Source organism: Paenibacillus sp. 1-18, from assembly GCF_000520755.1.
In the GTDB taxonomy this organism is placed as follows: Bacteria; Bacillota; Bacilli; order Paenibacillales; family Paenibacillaceae; genus Paenibacillus; species Paenibacillus brasilensis.
Window position 1 is genome coordinate 1 of sequence record NZ_ASSB01000133.1, and the last position, 15,796, is coordinate 15,796.

Genomic DNA, 15,796 nt, shown 5'->3' on the forward strand with positions numbered 1-15,796 from the left:
TTAGGTGTTCTACGGAGTGATATTTTCAGGATAGACTGACCTTAGAAATTGGAACAGCGACAGCTAAGGCCGAGAAAATAAAGACTAGACTGTCGCTATTCCATTGAACTAACGTGTCCCGTTAGCTGAGTGAAGGGCAGCCGCGCGGCTGCCCCTTCGATGTTGAACTAACGTCTCCGTTAGTTCAATAAATTTGTTGTCTGTTTTTATTGAGTGTCTTCGTCGCTTTTGTACTCCAAAATATCACCTGGCTGACAATCCAAATTCTTACATATCGCTTCTAATGTTGAAAAACGAACCGCTTTTGCTTTCCCATTTTTCAGAATGGAAAGATTGGCCATAGTAATTCCAACCCTCTCCGCAAGCTCCGTTACGCTCATTTTTCGTTTTGCTAACATCACATCAATATTGATGATAATTGCCATGCTATTCACCTCAGATCGTTAAATCATTTTCTGATTTTATATTTATAGCTTCCTGTAAAAGTCTTTGGAGAACAGCAGCAAAAACGGCGATCACCATAGAAGCGAAAATAATGACCAATCCGGTGACTGTGATAATTGGAGGGTCAGCTCTCCTCGCCATGAGATAGTAGAGTGGCATACCTAGCAGGTACAAGGTACTGATTGTGATGGCACAGTATTTTATATTCTTTAAAGCCTTGACGGATAATTCCGAGAACGCTTGGTTCTTATCAATATAGCTTAAAAGTTTAAAAGCTTGATACAGAGCAAAGTAAAAAGGTATCGCTGCTGCGTACATATCGATTAAAACGAGAGATTTCATATAAGCGATATCTGGATACAATTCTCCAGCAAAATTCCCGATCTTAGGCACTAAAAATATGCACAAAGCAAGAATTGGGATTCCAATAAGAATAACAGCCATCTTCAAAAAGAGTGTTGTTCTCCGTTTCATTAAGAGCACCTCGCTAATTTAATTATAAAACGACTTTAACACATAATTTATTGTTTAACAATAAATTAATATCGTTTTTTATTATATTGTTATTGTTAATGGAATATCCTTTTTATTTTAAGCAAAAAAATAAAAAGCATTTACGCTTCCATAATGCATACAGAGTCAGCTTATATAGAAGAAAAGGCCAACCAGTAGGAATGATATGCTCCCATCATAGTAGACAGTAGAAAAAACAAAGACTTCTACCTCTACCATGATGGGAGTTTTTGTAATGTTCAAAAGAAGCCCGATTTTATATGAACTAAAGTTAAATGCCGTAAGGCGCTGCCTGCGATATGAATCCAATCCCAACCATGAGGCGAAACAATTAGGTGTCCATAAAAACACGGTTTCCGAATGGATAAGAAAATATCAAGCAGATGGAGAAGAAGGATTAAGAGCATCCAAAGGGTGGAAGTCTTATTCTAAGGAGCTAAAACTATCTGCTATTCAAGACGTACTCTCGGGGAATACTCCGTACGAGAGGTGGCGAAAAAATACCATATTTCGAGTAAAAGTGTGTTAGAGACTTGGATTGCCAAGTATACTAAAGGGGTGAAAATGAAACCAACTCGGAAAAGGATAGAAGCCCCTCTTATGAATAAAGGACGCAAAACGACATACGAAGAACGGATCGAAATAGTACAATTCACCGTCGCCAATGATTTAGATTACCAGAAGGCGATCGACAAATATGGTATCTCTTACCAGCAGGTATACGCATGGGTTCGTAAATATAAAGCTAGTGGTCAGGAAGCCTTACAAGATAATCGGGGGCGTAAGAAGCCACTAGAGGAGCTAGATGAGCAGGAACGACTAAAGCTTCGGATTAAGGAACTCGAAGCGCGTAATGAGTACCTTGAAATGGAGAACGCACTTGCAAAAAAGTTGGCAGAGATCCGGCGAAGAAATATACGCTAACCTTCATTCGGCATGTAGACATCTATCAAGCAATTAAAGAGCTACACGCTGAAGAAGGATATTTGATCACAAAGCTCTGTGAGCTCGCAGGAATCGCCCGATCTGCCTATTACAAGTGGCTAAAATGGACGCCATCCACTAGAGAACTCGAAAATATTGCACTAGCCAAGGAAGTCAAACGTCGCTATGACAAGCGAAAGGGGATACTGGGTTATCGCCAAATGCGTACTCAGCTGAATCGTAAGCTGAAAAAGAACTACAATCGCAAACGGTATTACCGTATCATGCGCGCACTTGAAATCAAGGCAGTAATTCGCAAAAAGCGGCTAAATTACGTGAAAGCTCCAGCCCTTCATATCGCTGAGAATGTCATGAACCGAGAATTCCAAGCGGATGCCCCAAATCAAAAGTGGTGCACCGATGTGACCGAACTGAAGTACGTTGAATGGTCGTAAGGCCTACCTGAGTGCCATTATTGATGGATATGACAACTCGATTGTTTCGTGGGTTTTAAGCCATTCCAATAACAATGAGCTTGTTATGGGTACTGTAAAGAAAGCGTGCAGAAGAAACCGAGGTACTAAGCCGCTTTTGCACAGTGATCGAGGCTTTCAGTATACTTCGGTTGAATACAAACGACTTCAAGAGAGATACCCATTTAAGAAAAGTATGTCTCGTGTAAGCCGGTGCTTGGATAACCAACCGATTGAACGATTCTGGGGTACCTTTAAAGCAGAAAGCTATTATCTGGAGAAGTATGACACATACGACGATCTCCTGCACAGTGTAAAAACCTATATGCGCTATTACAATAATGATCGGTACACCGAACGACTAAACGGTTTATCTCCTAACGAATATCGACGAACAGCTTAACGACAGAAAAAATAATCCTCTCGGCTTTGATAACCGAGAGGATTGAACACTGATGATTTTGTTTTTTTACTCTGTCTACTTGACAGGGAGCACTTCATCATTTGATGACTGCCTTACGTTTTTGAACAATAAAAACTAACTTTATAGCACCGATTTAACAGTATCTTGGACTTGTTTCAACAGTCCTTTATAGCCATCTTCATCAAGGTAGCCGATACTTCCAAGCAGCAAGTGACCGACGGATTCAATGCCAACGAAATCAAAAATACCCGTATCCGAAGTGATTTTCAATCCTGCCGTCATCCCGATTCTATCGTAAATTTCGTTCGGTGTACCATGTGTATTCACCATAAAACCCTTTTTACCTGTAAGAAGCTTTTGAATCCCTTCCGGACCAGACGTATACGCAAAGCCGTAGGCAAATACACGATCAACGTAGCCTTTCAGGATAGCCGGAAGACCTGTCCACCAAATCGGAGCAATAAATGTAATCGTATCGGATTGTGTGATGTGTTCCTGCTCTACCTTGATATCGGCTGGAGTTTGCCCGGCTCTCATAGCAGCAGTATCCTCAGGTTTTAATACAGGTTGAAAATCAAGTGCGTACAAATCGCGTACAACGACTTCATCGCCTTTTTCCTTCAAAGCATTTACGACTGTTTCCAGAATAGCGTGGTTAAAGCTTTCAGCGTTAGAGTGAGCATAGACGATAAGATGTTTCATTTCAATTACCTCCAGATGTTTTAATGTTATTTTGACTTACATATAGATATCTATACATTTATCTAAAAAAATTTATAATCTGTTTTTTACATGTTCCAGCAGATATTCCAGTTGTTCTTTTTCTTCATCCTTGAGACCACCATATATGATCTCTTTTAATTTGTTGGAGATCACTTCAAATACAGGCTCCAGCTCTTTCCCCTTATCGGTAAGATAAATGAGGGTTACTCTGCTATCCTCCCCTTCTTTTTTTCTTTCGACATATCCCAGCTTCACTAGCTTGTCGACCAAAACCGTGACTGTGGGCTGCTGGCGAGAAATTTTTTGCGTTAATTCCTTGATGGAAAGCCCGTCCTTTTGATAAAGGAACATTAATATTCCACCATGGGAAGGTACAATCCCTTCAACTCCATAGGATTCGAGCTCAGACACAATCAATTTGTTGATCGAATCTCTGATCGTTCCTATCAGTGCGGCTGCATTATTTTTTAACATATCAGTATTATTGCATAGACATCTATATATATCAAGTGCTTTTTGCAGACAGTGCTTAAATGGTGTAAACATTATAGAGACTCACAAATTCCTCATCCAGACCTACAGAGCCAACCGTAATCGTTGTTTTCTCAGTCAGTTTCTTCACCCATCCGGCAAAGCTCAGATCGGAACCTTCAAATTTTTGTACCCAAAAGCGACGCGTTGAGCAATGGAAGATGTCTATACCTGCTTCTACTAACACACTCAGGAAATGCTCCAGTTTGGGAAATTGAGCACGTTTTATATAACAACATAATTACAGCTTTTATTTAAAGAATTTTCTTAAACATCTCGATGACTTGTTTTTTGCTAGGTATGAACGGATTGCCCGGAGCGCAAGCATCCTTCATCGAGTTCTCGGTGAGCAGATCCAAATCCACTTCATTTACACCCAGTTCAGAAAGCTTGGAAGGAATCCCGACTTCCTTCGACAGGTCTTTGATTCTTTGGATGACATAAGCTGCGCATTCCTTATCCGTTTTCCCCTTATCTTCAAAACCGATGACCTTAGCGATGGCACGAAACTTCTCTGGTACATGCTTAACATTCTCCTTCTCCACAATCGGCAGCAGCATGGCATTGCTAACACCATAAGGCAAATCGTATACGCCGCCAAGCTGATGGGCCATAGCATGAACGTAACCCAAGCCGGCATTGTTAAATGCAAGTCCACCCAAGAAGATAGCGAAAACCATTTGCTCACGTGCTTCTATATCATGACCGTTACTCACTGTACGGGCCAAATGATTAAAAATAATCTCTACTGCTGCCAACGCGGTCGCATCCGTTACAGGATAGGAACCTGGAGTAACCAAAGCTTCAATCGCATGGGTCAAAGCATCCAGGCCTGTAGCTGCCGTTAACGCGGCGGGTTTATCCACCATCAGTTCAGGGTCGTTGACCGAAATCGTAGCTACACTATTCTTGTCAACCATAACCATTTTGACCTTGCGCTCTTCGTCCGTAATAACATAATTGATCGTAATTTCAGCAGATGTTCCTGCCGTGGTATTAATAGCGACAATAGGCAGCGATTTATGCTTGGATTTATGAACGCCCTCATATTCGGTTATATGTCCCCCATTGGTTGCAATAATGCCGATTCCCTTAGCCGTATCCTGTGGTGATCCTCCGCCAATGGAAATTAAAAAGTCACAGCCGTTTTCTTGCAGAAACTGAACGCCATCATGTACATTTTTACAGGTCGGATTGGGTTTGACCTTATCGTATACTGCATAGTCCAGTCCAATATCATCCAGTAAAGATGTGACCTTGCTTGCAATACCGCTTTTCATCAAAAACTTATCCGTCACGACCAGTGCTTTGTTTAAATTCAGTTCTTTTATATACGGTCCAACTTCATGCAAACAGCCTTTTCCCATTAGATTGATAGACGGTACAAAAAATACATGTGCGCTCATAAAAATCGGCCTCCTAAAGGATTCACTTCTTGATGACTCGCTAAAAAAGAATTATTTTTATAAAGTGAAATATTTCACATATATATTTTTGCCTTTATTTAATTTTGATGTCAATAATAAAACACAGATTATATTATATTATATTATATTATATTTTGTTTTATTTTTGTTTATTTTGTTTTTTTGAATCACCCCAATATTTGGTACACAACTAATCAAAGGCAGTCTCGTACAACTTAGATGAACATATTAACAACGAGGTGATGACAGCATGACAATGAAAAAGGGAGTAATAATGGCTTTGCTGGGTGTATCGCTGCTCCAGGCGAACCCGTCTTATGCGGAGTCGGTGCCACTGAATCCGGTGACGACCGTCTATGTGGATGACCGCCCGCTTCAGCTTGCCGCCCAGCCGCTGCTGCTAGATGGGACAACGCTCGTCCCCATGCGCCAGTTGTTTGAGGCGCAAGGAGCCAGGCTCTCCTGGGACGGAGCCAGCAAAACCGTAACGGCAACCAAAAGCAACACGGTGCTGACCTACCACATCGGAGAACTTTCTGCAACCCTGAACGGCAACCCGCTGTCCCTGAATATTCCCGGACAGATTATTAAGGGCAACACGATGGTTCCACTACGCTTTGTAAGCGAAGCGCTTGGGAGCACAGTGAAGTGGGACGCCCTAACCCAGACAATCCGGATTGTCTCCAAGGACGATTTTTTCACAACCGTCCTTTCCGGGGTCAACCTGCGCAGCAAGCCGGATTCATCAGGAGCTTCCCCTTCCCTGCGGCTTATTCCAAGCGGCGATAAGGTTCAGGTCATCCGAGAGGTCAATGCCCTCTGGCTGGAAGTGCGTACTAAAGACAACCTGACCGGCTACATATCGGCAAAACCAAAATACAGCGATTATACCAGCCCATCCCTGGCCGAACAGCAAGGAGATGAACTGATCGCCTACGGCGAGAAATTTCTTGGTACCCCTTATGAATTCGGCGCAGCAACCGGCCAGACATCGACCTTTGATTGTTCTTCTTTTGTGGGGGAAGTGTTCCGACATACGCTCTCCATCGACCTCCCCCGTGCCTCTTACGATCAGGCTAAAGAAGGCCGGGAGGTCGGGCTAAACGAGCTGCACAAAGGCGACTTGCTCTTCTTTAGCGCACGCGGACTGAAGATCGGCCATGTGGCTATCTATGCGGGGAATAACAAATTACTGCATACATTCTCCAAAGAACGCGGCGTTCATTTTGACACGCTTGACGGTAAATGGCAGAAACGTTTCGTAACTGCACGCCGACTGTTCTAGGACAAACCGGGCAGCGGATAACAGCAGGCTATTCCATAGCCCGTAGTAGAGTCAGGCAGCTCCCGCCATGGTGTTCCTGATGATGCCACCCAGAGCACCACATTCATGATCTTCTGATTGCCTTTTGCCGGACGCCTCCCTTGCGGTTTGCGTTCAGGCGGCAAAAGGTATTAATTCTTCCCCATCCGAGCTGCTTATATAGGTACTGCGACATGGATTCAAAATTGGATACGGGCTGAAAAAAGATTCCGAACCGATATCGTCGAACGAAGTAAATCAGTACACGTCATTGCCTGATAAAAGGCATTCTCAAATTTACCCTAATGTCCGCCTCAGCTATCCTCCTCGAAACCTTACCCTGCTAATGACCCTTAAAGTGACCTATGCTATAATGTGGAAAGTATGGATGGTTACATGTACAGGAGGATGGGAGCAGAATGATTGGGAAATTTCTTATTTTTTCTCTACTATGGAGTTTGCTAGGCAACCCGTTTCTGGCACTGATCGTACTGCTCATCGTGATCTATATATTGGATCGCAGCTTTGTGGGTGTACTGCCCAGCATCAGCAAGCCCTGGAAAAGAAGACGCAACGCGGCACGGCTGCGTCAGCAGATTGCGCTAAATACCAACGATGTGGCTGCCAAGTTCGATTTGGCTCGTATTTGGATCGAAAGCAAGAAATACCATCAGGCTTTGGAACTTCTATTGGAAATTCAATCCCGCTATGAAGATTCCGCCGACTATTGGAACGCACGAGGAACGGCTGAAGTACACACAAACCATCTGGAAGATGGAGAGCAGCATTTACTGAAGGCACTGGACATTAACCCGCGGGTGCAATACGGCGAGCCCTATTTGCATTTAGCCGCAGCTTTTAAGGAACACGACGTAAATAAGGCACTGCACTATCTGCAGCAATTCCAGGAAATTCAGTCCTCTTCCAGCGAAGGCTATTATCTGACAGGCTTGATGTACCGAATGCTGGGACGCAAGCATGAGGCCACTGCAGCCTTTAACCAGTCGATTGCCGTCTATCGTTCTCTGCCCAAATACCGAAAACGAAGTGAGCGCAAGTGGGCTGTACGCAGCTTATTCCGTAAATTAATAGGCTAGACGGATTTATATTTTACCTTAACGACCTTTCTCTTTTTTTGAGAAAGGTCGTTTTTACGTTTCATCCACACAGCTCCTCCATCGACCTGAATCGAATCATTTTGATCCTCCTGATCAGCGTTTTATTTTGTAACCTGTTATTGACATGCCACAAATCTGGTCATATAATCCGCTTATAAACTTTATAGTTTATAAATAAACTCAAAGGTATAAAATCAGAAAGGACGATCATCTTGTTGAAATTTACTCTTTACATAGCTTTCATATTCATCCTTTTGTTAACTTCAGCTTGCTCCTCTACAGGATTGAGTCAACATGATGCAGCAGAACAACAAAAGCAAAAGGTGGAAGCAATGACTGTAAAAAAAGAACCGCTATTGACTTCTTTTCACCTTTCAGGCACACTACAGCCCTATGAAGACACCACTGTATCGTTCGAGTTATCTGGACTGATACGCGATACCCTTGTAAATGTGGGAGATTCCGTATCCCAAGGGCAGGCTATGACCAGGCTGGATTCATCCAGCTATCAGCTCCAACTGGAGCAAGCCAATACAGCCATTCTTGAAGCACAAGCGGGTATCAAAAATGCAACAGCCGCCATTTCAAGCGCAGATGCCTCCATCCAATCCGCTGATGCGCAAAAGGCAGCAGCTCAGGCCGGAGTTAACAAAGTGAATAAAGGAGCCAGAGAACAGGAAAAAGCACAGGTGCGCACCAAAGTGCTAAGAGCACAGTCCGCTTTGACTAAAGCACAGGCTACCGCTGAACGCACCAAGCTTTTATATGATCAGGGAGCTGCAACCAAAAACGATTATGAAAATGCGCAGCTCGCGTTGACCAATGCCACCAAGGATCTTGAGGATGCACAAGAAGCCCTCTCCTTAATCCAGGAGGGAGCAACATTAGAAGATCGGCAATCGGCAGAATCCAGTTTACAGCAAGCCCAAGCCGGAAAAGAATCTGCCATCGCCGCGAAGGAACAGGCCGTAGCCTCCAAAGATAACTCTGCTGCGGCATACCAGCAAGCGGTCATTGCCAAAAAGCAGGCCGAACTTTCCCTCTCCAAGACAGCTTTAAAAGCACCGATTTCCGGCGTTATTCTGGAGAAAAAGGCAACGGTGGGACAATTGGCAAGCGCAGGACAGCCCGTATACCGTATCGGACAAATCGACAAGCTCAAGGTGTTGCTCCCTGTTCCCGACCATGAAATCACAAACTGGAAGCAAGGTCAGATAGTTCAGCTTCAACTGTACGATGAAAACAGAGAAGGAACGGTCAGCAAAATTTATCCAGCCACCAACACCAATACGGGCAGTATCAACGTGGAAGTGATTGTTCCTAACACCCAGCATGATTGGGCCCCGGGACAAGTCGTAAAGGCAGGCCGCCAACTGACCCAGAGTGAGCAAATTTTGCTCCCGACCAAGGCTGTCATTAATAACGGTACAGATACCTTTGTCTATAAAGTGGTGAACAACAAGGCGGTAAAAACCATCGTGAATGTCGGTCAGATGTCCAACAACAAGCTCGAAATTACCAAGGGGTTGAATGTCGGGGATGGTGTGGTTACGACCGGAGTAAACCTGATCTATAATGGGCTTCCTCTTCAGGTCACGGAGGGAACCAGCAAATGATTGCATATTTTATCCGAAAGAAAAAACTGACCCTCTTTATTTTTATCATGGCCATTGTAGCCGGGGTGTATAGTGTTGCTCAGCTTCCACGGCAGGAAATGCCGGATATTATTAAGAAAACAGCTATGGTCACGACGCTTTATCCGGGGGCTACACCCCAAAAAGTAGAACAAACGGTTACAAAGCCTTTGGAACAAAAAATGAAAGAAATCAACCATATTAAAAAGATTTCTTCCACATCCGAAAATGGGCTGTCGACGATTATTATTGAAACCGAAGGCAACGCCAATGCCAAGGAAGCTTGGGATGAATTACGTAAAAAAATGAACGATGTCCAATCGTCTCTCCCTACAGATGCTCAAAAGCCTGTGGTTTACGATGATTTGAACAAAGTATTTATTCATTCCTACGCCATCACAGGGGACTCTGCGGAGGAATTATATCAATTAAATGATCTCGTGAAGTCTTGGAAAGATCAATTAAGAACCGTCCCCGGTGTATCAGAAGTGACGATTAAGGGATTACCCGATCAAGAGGTTCAAATTCAGATTGATGCACAGAAGCTCCAGCAGTACCATATCAGCTGGGAACAACTTATGAGTGCAGTGCAAAAGGAAAATGAGCAATATCCGATAGGCAATCTGGATTACGATGAACGCACGTACCGAATGAATGTGACGCAGTCCCAAAATGCTCAGGATTTGAGTAAAGTCATTATTTCCAAAACAGAAAGTGGTACTCCTGTATATCTCAGTGATGTCGGCAGCGTTTTGCTTACGCATAATACCAGCAGCTACATGGCTTTTTTTAATGGTAAACCAGCCATTACACTAACGATTAACGGTAACACCGGTTCTGACGTAGACACGATTTATAGTAAAGTAAACGAAGAAATGCAGTTGTTAAAACCAGATCTGCCTAACACCTTTCAGTTGAATACGTTATTTTCACAAACTGATCGGATTGATCATATTTTTCATGGTTTGACCCGTGAATTGCTGTTTGCCATTGCGGCGGTAGTGATCGTATGTACATTGGGCTTGAATCTGATTACATCGTCTTTTGTGGCACTGGCTATTCCTATTTCAATTGCCATAGGTCTCATTATTCTCCCTATGCTCGGAATAACATTGAATCAGGTTACGGTCATTGGCTTAATTATTGTAATGGGGATTCTAGTCGATGATGCTGTGGTGGTTAATGATAATATTGAGCGCAGGATGCTAACGATGGGGGAAAGTCCCAATATAGCCGCACTAAAAGGAACGAAGGAAGTTTCCATTTCCATTCTGACTGCAACCTTGGCGACAGTAGCCTCCTTCGCCCCGCTGTTCTTTATGTCAGGCGATGCAGGCTCCTTTATCAAACCGTTACCGTTTGCTGTTATTTTCACATTATTGGCTTCCATGCTCATGTCCTTTACCGTCATTCCGATTTTTAGAGAATGGTACGGTCAACGAAGCCAAAAGTCAGACAACTCCACCATGAAGCCGCCCGGACTTCTAGGCAAACAAATTGATGGTCTTCGTAACGCATATGCCGACAAGCTTATTCCTAAAGTGATTAAGCGACCTGGATTATATGCTGCATTAGGATTATTGATCAGCACATCACTGTACGGCATACTTGCTTTTATTCCGATTGATCTGTTCCCCAGAACCAACGATCCGCAATTAAGCATTAATGTACGTATGACGACAGGTACTTCTATAGAAGAAACCAAGCGGGTCACCGAGGATATTGCCAAATGGGTGAAGCAACAGCCTCATGTGCGTACGATCAGCTATGCGGCTGGCGGCGATGCTCCTCCGTTGTTTCAAGATATGACCGCTGAGGCCAAAACAGGCACAACCTTAGGACAAATTGCTATTGTTGGGGAAGAAGGCGAGTTCGATCCGGATGAAATGGCAGAAAAATGGTCCACCGTCTTAAAAGATCGTTATCCGGGTCAATCCATCTCCCTGAAAATAGCCAAGGTGGGGCTGCCTCTCGGCAAGCCGATCTCCATTCGGATTTTAGGAAATGATGTGGATCAGCTACGATCCTTGTCTCAACAGTTAAAAGAAGGCATTATGTCTATAGAAGGAACGCAGGACATTCAGGATGATATGGAAAACGAAGGCTATACGCTGGATTTTCAAATCATCAAACAAGCGATGGATCAATATCAGGTCAGCAATAATGATCTGACACGCACACTTTTATTAATGGGTAATGGGGTGAGCTTTAGCCGATTTGATACGGGGAAAGATTTGATCAATATTAAGCTGAAACTGAGTCAAGCAGACCCAAATCCTGAGATTTTGTTTCAGCAATTAAATGTGACCAATGCGAATGGTGTTCAAATCCCCTTATCTCAATTGGCAGAATTAAAGCCATCCTTTGCAACGCAAAAAATTAACCATTATAATTTAAAACGTTCGATTACTGTAAATGCTGATGTTCGTGGGCGTACAGCTTCAGAAGTCATGAATGATGTGAAACTTAAATTGGAAGACATTAAATTCCCTCCAGGGTACTCTTGGGAAATCGGCGGAGAAATTTCAGGTCAGGATGACATTTTATCAGAAATAGGATGGTTATATGTTGTCGTTATTCTGTTAATCTTCATGCTTATATTCTTGCAATTCTATTCCTTCTCGATCCCGTTCATCATTCTGACTACTGTTTATATGGCAGCCGTGGGCGGATTTCTGGGCCTGTTCCTCCTGAATACACCGATCACTTTTATGGGCGTGTTGGGCTTAATGACCTTGGCAGGTATTGTCGTACGTAACGGCATTGTGCTGATTGAGTTTATCGAGGATGCAAGACGTGAAGGAGTAGAACTGAAAGAAGCGGTAATTGCAGCGACCAAGGCACGTTTTCGTCCGATCCTGCTTACTTCGGTGACAGCCATTGTCGGTCTGCTTCCAATTGCACTGATTGGGGAACATATGTTTAGACCTCTGGCGTACACCATTATGTTTGGATTGATGTACTCGACCATTCTTACGATGTTTGTGGTTCCGTCCCTGTACATGGTTATTGCCCGCTGGAAATTAAAAAGACAGAGCAAAAAATTGGGGGTACAATGAAAAAAATAACGAGTGAAGATATTATCTATGCCGCCCTTTCCCTGTTTTCTGAAAAAGGGTACGATGCCACCTCGGTGGATGAAATTGCCCGCGAAAGCGGGATGGTCAAGGCTTCCTTTTATAAATACTTTCAAAGTAAAGAAGAGTTGCTGCTGGGGACAATCGTCCTGATTGAAAAACTTCTTGATGCAGATATTAAAGAACTTTATTTGAAGCACCAGCTACCTTCCCGTGAAAAGTTGAGACAACTGTATTTGATTGCGCTGGGCCGGATTTATAAGAATAAAGTTCATTTGCTTGTATACTCCGTCCCTTTAATCGGTTCTAAGGAAGAAAAAATCGCACAAGCCATTGATCGTGTTGAACATTATTTGTCTAACGTGATGGTTGATTTCTTAATTGATGCTTATGGACAATCTATACGTGACTATGCGCACGATATCAATTTTGTCATCAAAAGTATCATTATTAATTCCTTCCGAATGAGCGATTCAGAACTGTCCTCGACGGAGCATCAAACACTGGCTGAATTTATCGTCAGCATTACGGATATGCTGGCACAAGGAATGTTGAGCCCTGATGTTCAACATCAAATCATGTGGGGCCGTGATTCCATATTCCATGAAGATTCTGATCAAATCTGGACCAAGGGAAAACAAATCTCCTATGCGCTGCAGCGTATGGATACAGTTCTGAAACAAACTAAATTAAATGAAGCTACCCGGAATGAATATGTGCAAATCCTAAGCAGATTACAGGGTGAACTCTCAAAACAAAACGTGGAAATAGCTCACGTGAAAGCCCTCCTTCTATTTTTGGGGCAGCTGCCTGAATTGCTGGAAGATTGTACCAAGCTGAAAGCTATATTGGAGGTTTAGCACGCCGAAATGCATAAAAAGAGGTTCATGATAGTCAGATCTGCTGCCCTCATGAACCTCTTTTTTTAATATGCATATTGTACGATCAAAAGCTTCCTCCCACGCTCATCGTAATGGCGCATAACCAAGCCGATTCAGCTCTTCCGCAATCACGCGATAACCACGACTGTTCGGATGTATCCGATCTAGCGAAAGCAGAGCCCGTTCATTGCCCTCAAACACAGGATAAATATTCGCCACCCGGTAATTAGGTCCGCCCAACGTATAGAGAAACGAGTTGTACTGGCGCACATATACCCCCGCTTCCCTGACTCCTGGAAAAGGATTATACAATCCTACCATTCGTATGATAAATGGCTCACGCTGACCGGACTTTATCTGATACAGGGCATGTACAATTTGGCGTACATGCTCTTTGGTGTGGTTCAGGGCTTGCGGTATGGAAGCACCCGACGAGCCGGGACCTCCAGCAAGAGCGCTGATATATGGACGCAAATCATTTCCACCGATCGACACTGTTATGAGTTCAGCTCGGCTGAGCGCCGACCGAAAAAGCGGATTGTTGCGGATCAACGAAAGCAGTTCCTGTGAAGTCAGTCCGTTGATTCCCAAATTCTCGTAGCTGACTGGCGTGTGGAGATGTCTTTCCGCCATTCGTCGATAGATAGGTACAAATCCGCCGCTCAGCAGCGTGCCTGCACCTGTCGTTAAAGAATCCCCAATTGCTGTGTAGTGGTACGCCAATGAAACCCACCTCCCTCCGACATAATCTATCTTATGTGGAAAAAGGGACGTGCGACCCGGAGATTCGCTTATTCTTCGTCTATTTCATATACACAATGGAATTGCCCACCACCTGGCAAATCCTCCGATCCGTACACAGCGAATCCCACATTACGAAAGAAATCCGCTCCTTCCGCATCTGTTTCTACCGTGAGTCGTTTCGGGCTACGCTCCTTAATAAGCGTAAGCAGCATACCTCTGCCGTAGCCTCTATGACGATTTTCAGGCAATACAGCCAGGTGATGAAGCACGATCGTTCCATCCTCTCGCTCCTCAAAACCGATGACACCTACGATAAGTCCTTCATCTTCCACACCGAACAGCTTCCATTCATCCGAGGTTTGGTAGAAACGTAAAGCTTTCTCTCCTTGTTCAGGACGATCCAGCACTGCATAGGTTAGCAACTCCAGAACCTCCGCTTGATCCAAATCGTTTTTCATATTTTTAAACATCGTTAGTCGTCTCTCCTTATATCCTGAATCCTTTGGCACATTTGGGCTAAGCCTTGTATCAGGGCATCTATCCTGCTGACTTATAGTATTTAATTCTCCACAATGAGCAACGGCCAGTTATCCAGCCACTGCTTCTCAAATACACGCTGACGAAAAGCCGTCGTGTGACGGAACAATGGACTTTGACGTACCCGCATATCCAGGAGATCGTTTAATCCATGCGGGCAAATGACCTCCATTTGATTCTCATCATTTAATCTAATGGCTACGGCCGTAGCCGTCTCTGGCCAGCGACTCATGGCATCCTCTATCGAGGAATACGGGACTTCCCCGTTGCGGATATGCATCCGCGCCTGATTTTTGACAGACCAGTTACGTCCAGCCTGCTTACGATTCAAGGACAACTCCAGATGCTCATCTCTTTCCTCCAGCGTATTTTTCGGATCAAAATAAATAACATCTATATCATTGAGAGGTGTAGCGGTTGTATAACCATGCAGTTTATCCCATACCCGATTGCGTACATAGCCTGCGGCAATACAGCCTTGAGGCAGCCCCAAAGCCCGTACGCAGCGCAAGTCTTCAAGAACCTGCGGATCATTCATCATGTGTATAATTCGCTGCGTATCCTCTTCCGGCTTCATCCTGCATTCAGCTCCTTATTTTAAGATGACAGTTGTTGCGGGCTCTCCAGTCTCGGCCGCAATCCGGACTGTACGCTGAGCCAAACGATTGCGAGCTACCAGTAAAAACGGAATGCCCAATACGACCGACAGCGTAATCGGAACAAAAACGGCGAGCGGTGCCGTTTGACCATAGCTATCCAGCAACCAGCCGCCAAACAAAGGAGCTAGCACACTACCCAGATTATTAAAGCCAATCGTACCAAAGTAGGTCCCTTTATATTGAGCATCTGAAATCTGATCTATCAACACATCCAGCATCGTAAACAATAACACTTCACCTATTGTAAACAGCACCATATCCAGTATAAACAGCCAGCCTGAGTGTAGCACACTGAACAGGAGCAAGCTAACCGCAATGCATAGATTGCCTGCAATCAAGGAATTTACCGGGGAAAAGCGGCTTGCCAGCCGTACCAGCGGATAA

19 protein-coding genes and 1 pseudogene are annotated in these 15,796 nt (G+C 44.0%); 9 read left to right on the forward strand and 11 right to left on the reverse strand.

Going from position 1 to position 15,796, the window contains the following annotated elements; genetic code table 11:
• Window positions 1-206 precede the first annotated feature (206 nt).
• Window positions 207-425 carry a helix-turn-helix domain-containing protein gene (locus L693_RS0108500; RefSeq protein ID WP_025716897.1) on the reverse strand — a complete coding sequence of 73 codons (219 nt, stop codon included), beginning with the start codon at window positions 423-425 and terminating at the stop codon, window positions 207-209.
• Between the two features lie 10 nt (window positions 426-435).
• Window positions 436-918 (reverse strand): DUF2975 domain-containing protein, encoded by a 483-nt coding sequence (locus tag L693_RS0108505; protein ID WP_025716898.1) that lies wholly within the window; start codon window positions 916-918, stop codon window positions 436-438.
• A gap of 274 nt (window positions 919-1,192) precedes the next feature.
• On the opposite strand from L693_RS0108505, the gene L693_RS32370 reads away from it, so the two are divergent.
• The 4 genes from L693_RS32370 to L693_RS29040 all read left to right on the forward strand — a co-directional run bounded on the left by L693_RS32370 (window position 1,193) and on the right by L693_RS29040 (window position 2,757).
• Window positions 1,193-1,486, forward strand: a complete 294-nt coding sequence (locus tag L693_RS32370) for a helix-turn-helix domain-containing protein (protein ID WP_197029856.1) — start codon at window positions 1,193-1,195, stop codon at window positions 1,484-1,486.
• A 71-nt stretch (window positions 1,487-1,557) separates the two neighbouring features.
• Complete coding sequence (locus L693_RS29030; RefSeq protein WP_197029857.1) at window positions 1,558-1,881, forward strand: helix-turn-helix domain-containing protein; 324 nt, start codon at window positions 1,558-1,560, stop codon at window positions 1,879-1,881.
• 62 nt (window positions 1,882-1,943) lie between these two features.
• Window positions 1,944-2,336, forward strand: a complete 393-nt coding sequence (locus L693_RS29035) for an IS3 family transposase (protein WP_197029858.1) — start codon at window positions 1,944-1,946, stop codon at window positions 2,334-2,336.
• Window positions 2,323-2,757 (forward strand): DDE-type integrase/transposase/recombinase, encoded by a 435-nt coding sequence (locus L693_RS29040; protein ID WP_081752115.1) that lies wholly within the window; start codon window positions 2,323-2,325, stop codon window positions 2,755-2,757. The genes L693_RS29035 and L693_RS29040 overlap by 14 nt, the downstream gene beginning before the upstream one ends.
• A gap of 141 nt (window positions 2,758-2,898) precedes the next feature.
• Here L693_RS29040 and L693_RS0108520 read toward each other — a convergent pair whose 3' ends face one another.
• The 4 genes and pseudogenes from L693_RS0108520 to L693_RS0108535 all read right to left on the reverse strand — a co-directional run bounded on the left by L693_RS0108520 (window position 2,899) and on the right by L693_RS0108535 (window position 5,438).
• Window positions 2,899-3,480, reverse strand: coding sequence for an NAD(P)H-dependent oxidoreductase (locus tag L693_RS0108520; RefSeq protein WP_025716899.1), 582 nt, complete (start codon window positions 3,478-3,480; stop codon window positions 2,899-2,901).
• A 72-nt stretch (window positions 3,481-3,552) separates the two neighbouring features.
• Window positions 3,553-3,975: a MarR family winged helix-turn-helix transcriptional regulator gene (locus L693_RS0108525; protein WP_025716900.1), complete on the reverse strand. Its 423-nt coding sequence runs from the start codon at window positions 3,973-3,975 to the stop codon at window positions 3,553-3,555.
• A 73-nt stretch (window positions 3,976-4,048) separates the two neighbouring features.
• Window positions 4,049-4,240: pseudogene (locus L693_RS0108530) on the reverse strand (12-oxophytodienoate reductase); the annotation flags it as partial.
• A gap of 46 nt (window positions 4,241-4,286) precedes the next feature.
• The gene (locus tag L693_RS0108535; protein WP_025716902.1) at window positions 4,287-5,438 is read right to left on the reverse strand and encodes an iron-containing alcohol dehydrogenase; all 1,152 of its coding nucleotides are present in this window, start codon (window positions 5,436-5,438) and stop codon (window positions 4,287-4,289) included.
• Between the two features lie 271 nt (window positions 5,439-5,709).
• Between L693_RS0108535 and L693_RS0108540 the strand changes: the two genes are divergently transcribed.
• Window positions 5,710-6,744, forward strand: coding sequence for a C40 family peptidase (locus tag L693_RS0108540; RefSeq protein WP_025716903.1), 1,035 nt, complete (start codon window positions 5,710-5,712; stop codon window positions 6,742-6,744).
• Here L693_RS0108540 and L693_RS32375 read toward each other — a convergent pair.
• Window positions 6,741-6,908: a transposase gene (locus L693_RS32375; protein WP_081752116.1), complete on the reverse strand. Its 168-nt coding sequence runs from the start codon at window positions 6,906-6,908 to the stop codon at window positions 6,741-6,743. The genes L693_RS0108540 and L693_RS32375 overlap by 4 nt on opposite strands.
• Before the next feature lie 273 nt (window positions 6,909-7,181).
• On the opposite strand from L693_RS32375, the gene L693_RS0108545 reads away from it, so the two are divergent.
• From L693_RS0108545 to L693_RS0108560, 4 genes are all read left to right on the forward strand, one after another.
• A complete protein-coding gene (locus tag L693_RS0108545; protein ID WP_025716904.1) occupies window positions 7,182-7,859 on the forward strand; it encodes a tetratricopeptide repeat protein in 678 nt (225 codons plus the stop codon).
• A 353-nt stretch (window positions 7,860-8,212) separates the two neighbouring features.
• Window positions 8,213-9,496 carry an efflux RND transporter periplasmic adaptor subunit gene (locus L693_RS0108550; protein WP_231503572.1) on the forward strand — a complete coding sequence of 428 codons (1,284 nt, stop codon included), beginning with the start codon at window positions 8,213-8,215 and terminating at the stop codon, window positions 9,494-9,496.
• Window positions 9,493-12,573 carry an efflux RND transporter permease subunit gene (locus L693_RS0108555; RefSeq protein ID WP_025716906.1) on the forward strand — a complete coding sequence of 1,027 codons (3,081 nt, stop codon included), beginning with the start codon at window positions 9,493-9,495 and terminating at the stop codon, window positions 12,571-12,573. Before L693_RS0108550 ends, L693_RS0108555 begins: the two co-directional genes overlap by 4 nt.
• Window positions 12,570-13,451 (forward strand): TetR/AcrR family transcriptional regulator, encoded by an 882-nt coding sequence (locus L693_RS0108560; RefSeq protein WP_025716907.1) that lies wholly within the window; start codon window positions 12,570-12,572, stop codon window positions 13,449-13,451. The genes L693_RS0108555 and L693_RS0108560 overlap by 4 nt, the downstream gene beginning before the upstream one ends.
• A 105-nt stretch (window positions 13,452-13,556) precedes the next feature.
• Here the strand turns inward: L693_RS0108560 and L693_RS0108565 are convergent, their stop codons facing one another.
• The 4 genes from L693_RS0108565 to L693_RS0108580 all read right to left on the reverse strand — a co-directional run.
• Window positions 13,557-14,195 (reverse strand): GDSL-type esterase/lipase family protein, encoded by a 639-nt coding sequence (locus L693_RS0108565; RefSeq protein WP_025716908.1) that lies wholly within the window; start codon window positions 14,193-14,195, stop codon window positions 13,557-13,559.
• Between the two features lie 68 nt (window positions 14,196-14,263).
• Window positions 14,264-14,686 (reverse strand): GNAT family N-acetyltransferase, encoded by a 423-nt coding sequence (locus L693_RS0108570; protein ID WP_025716909.1) that lies wholly within the window; start codon window positions 14,684-14,686, stop codon window positions 14,264-14,266.
• 89 nt (window positions 14,687-14,775) lie between these two features.
• Window positions 14,776-15,330, reverse strand: a complete 555-nt coding sequence (locus tag L693_RS0108575; RefSeq protein WP_025716910.1) for a nucleotidyltransferase family protein — start codon at window positions 15,328-15,330, stop codon at window positions 14,776-14,778.
• Between the two features lie 15 nt (window positions 15,331-15,345).
• Window positions 15,346-15,796 (reverse strand): MFS transporter (locus L693_RS0108580; RefSeq protein ID WP_025716911.1); only part of this gene is annotated, 451 nt, incomplete at its 5' end.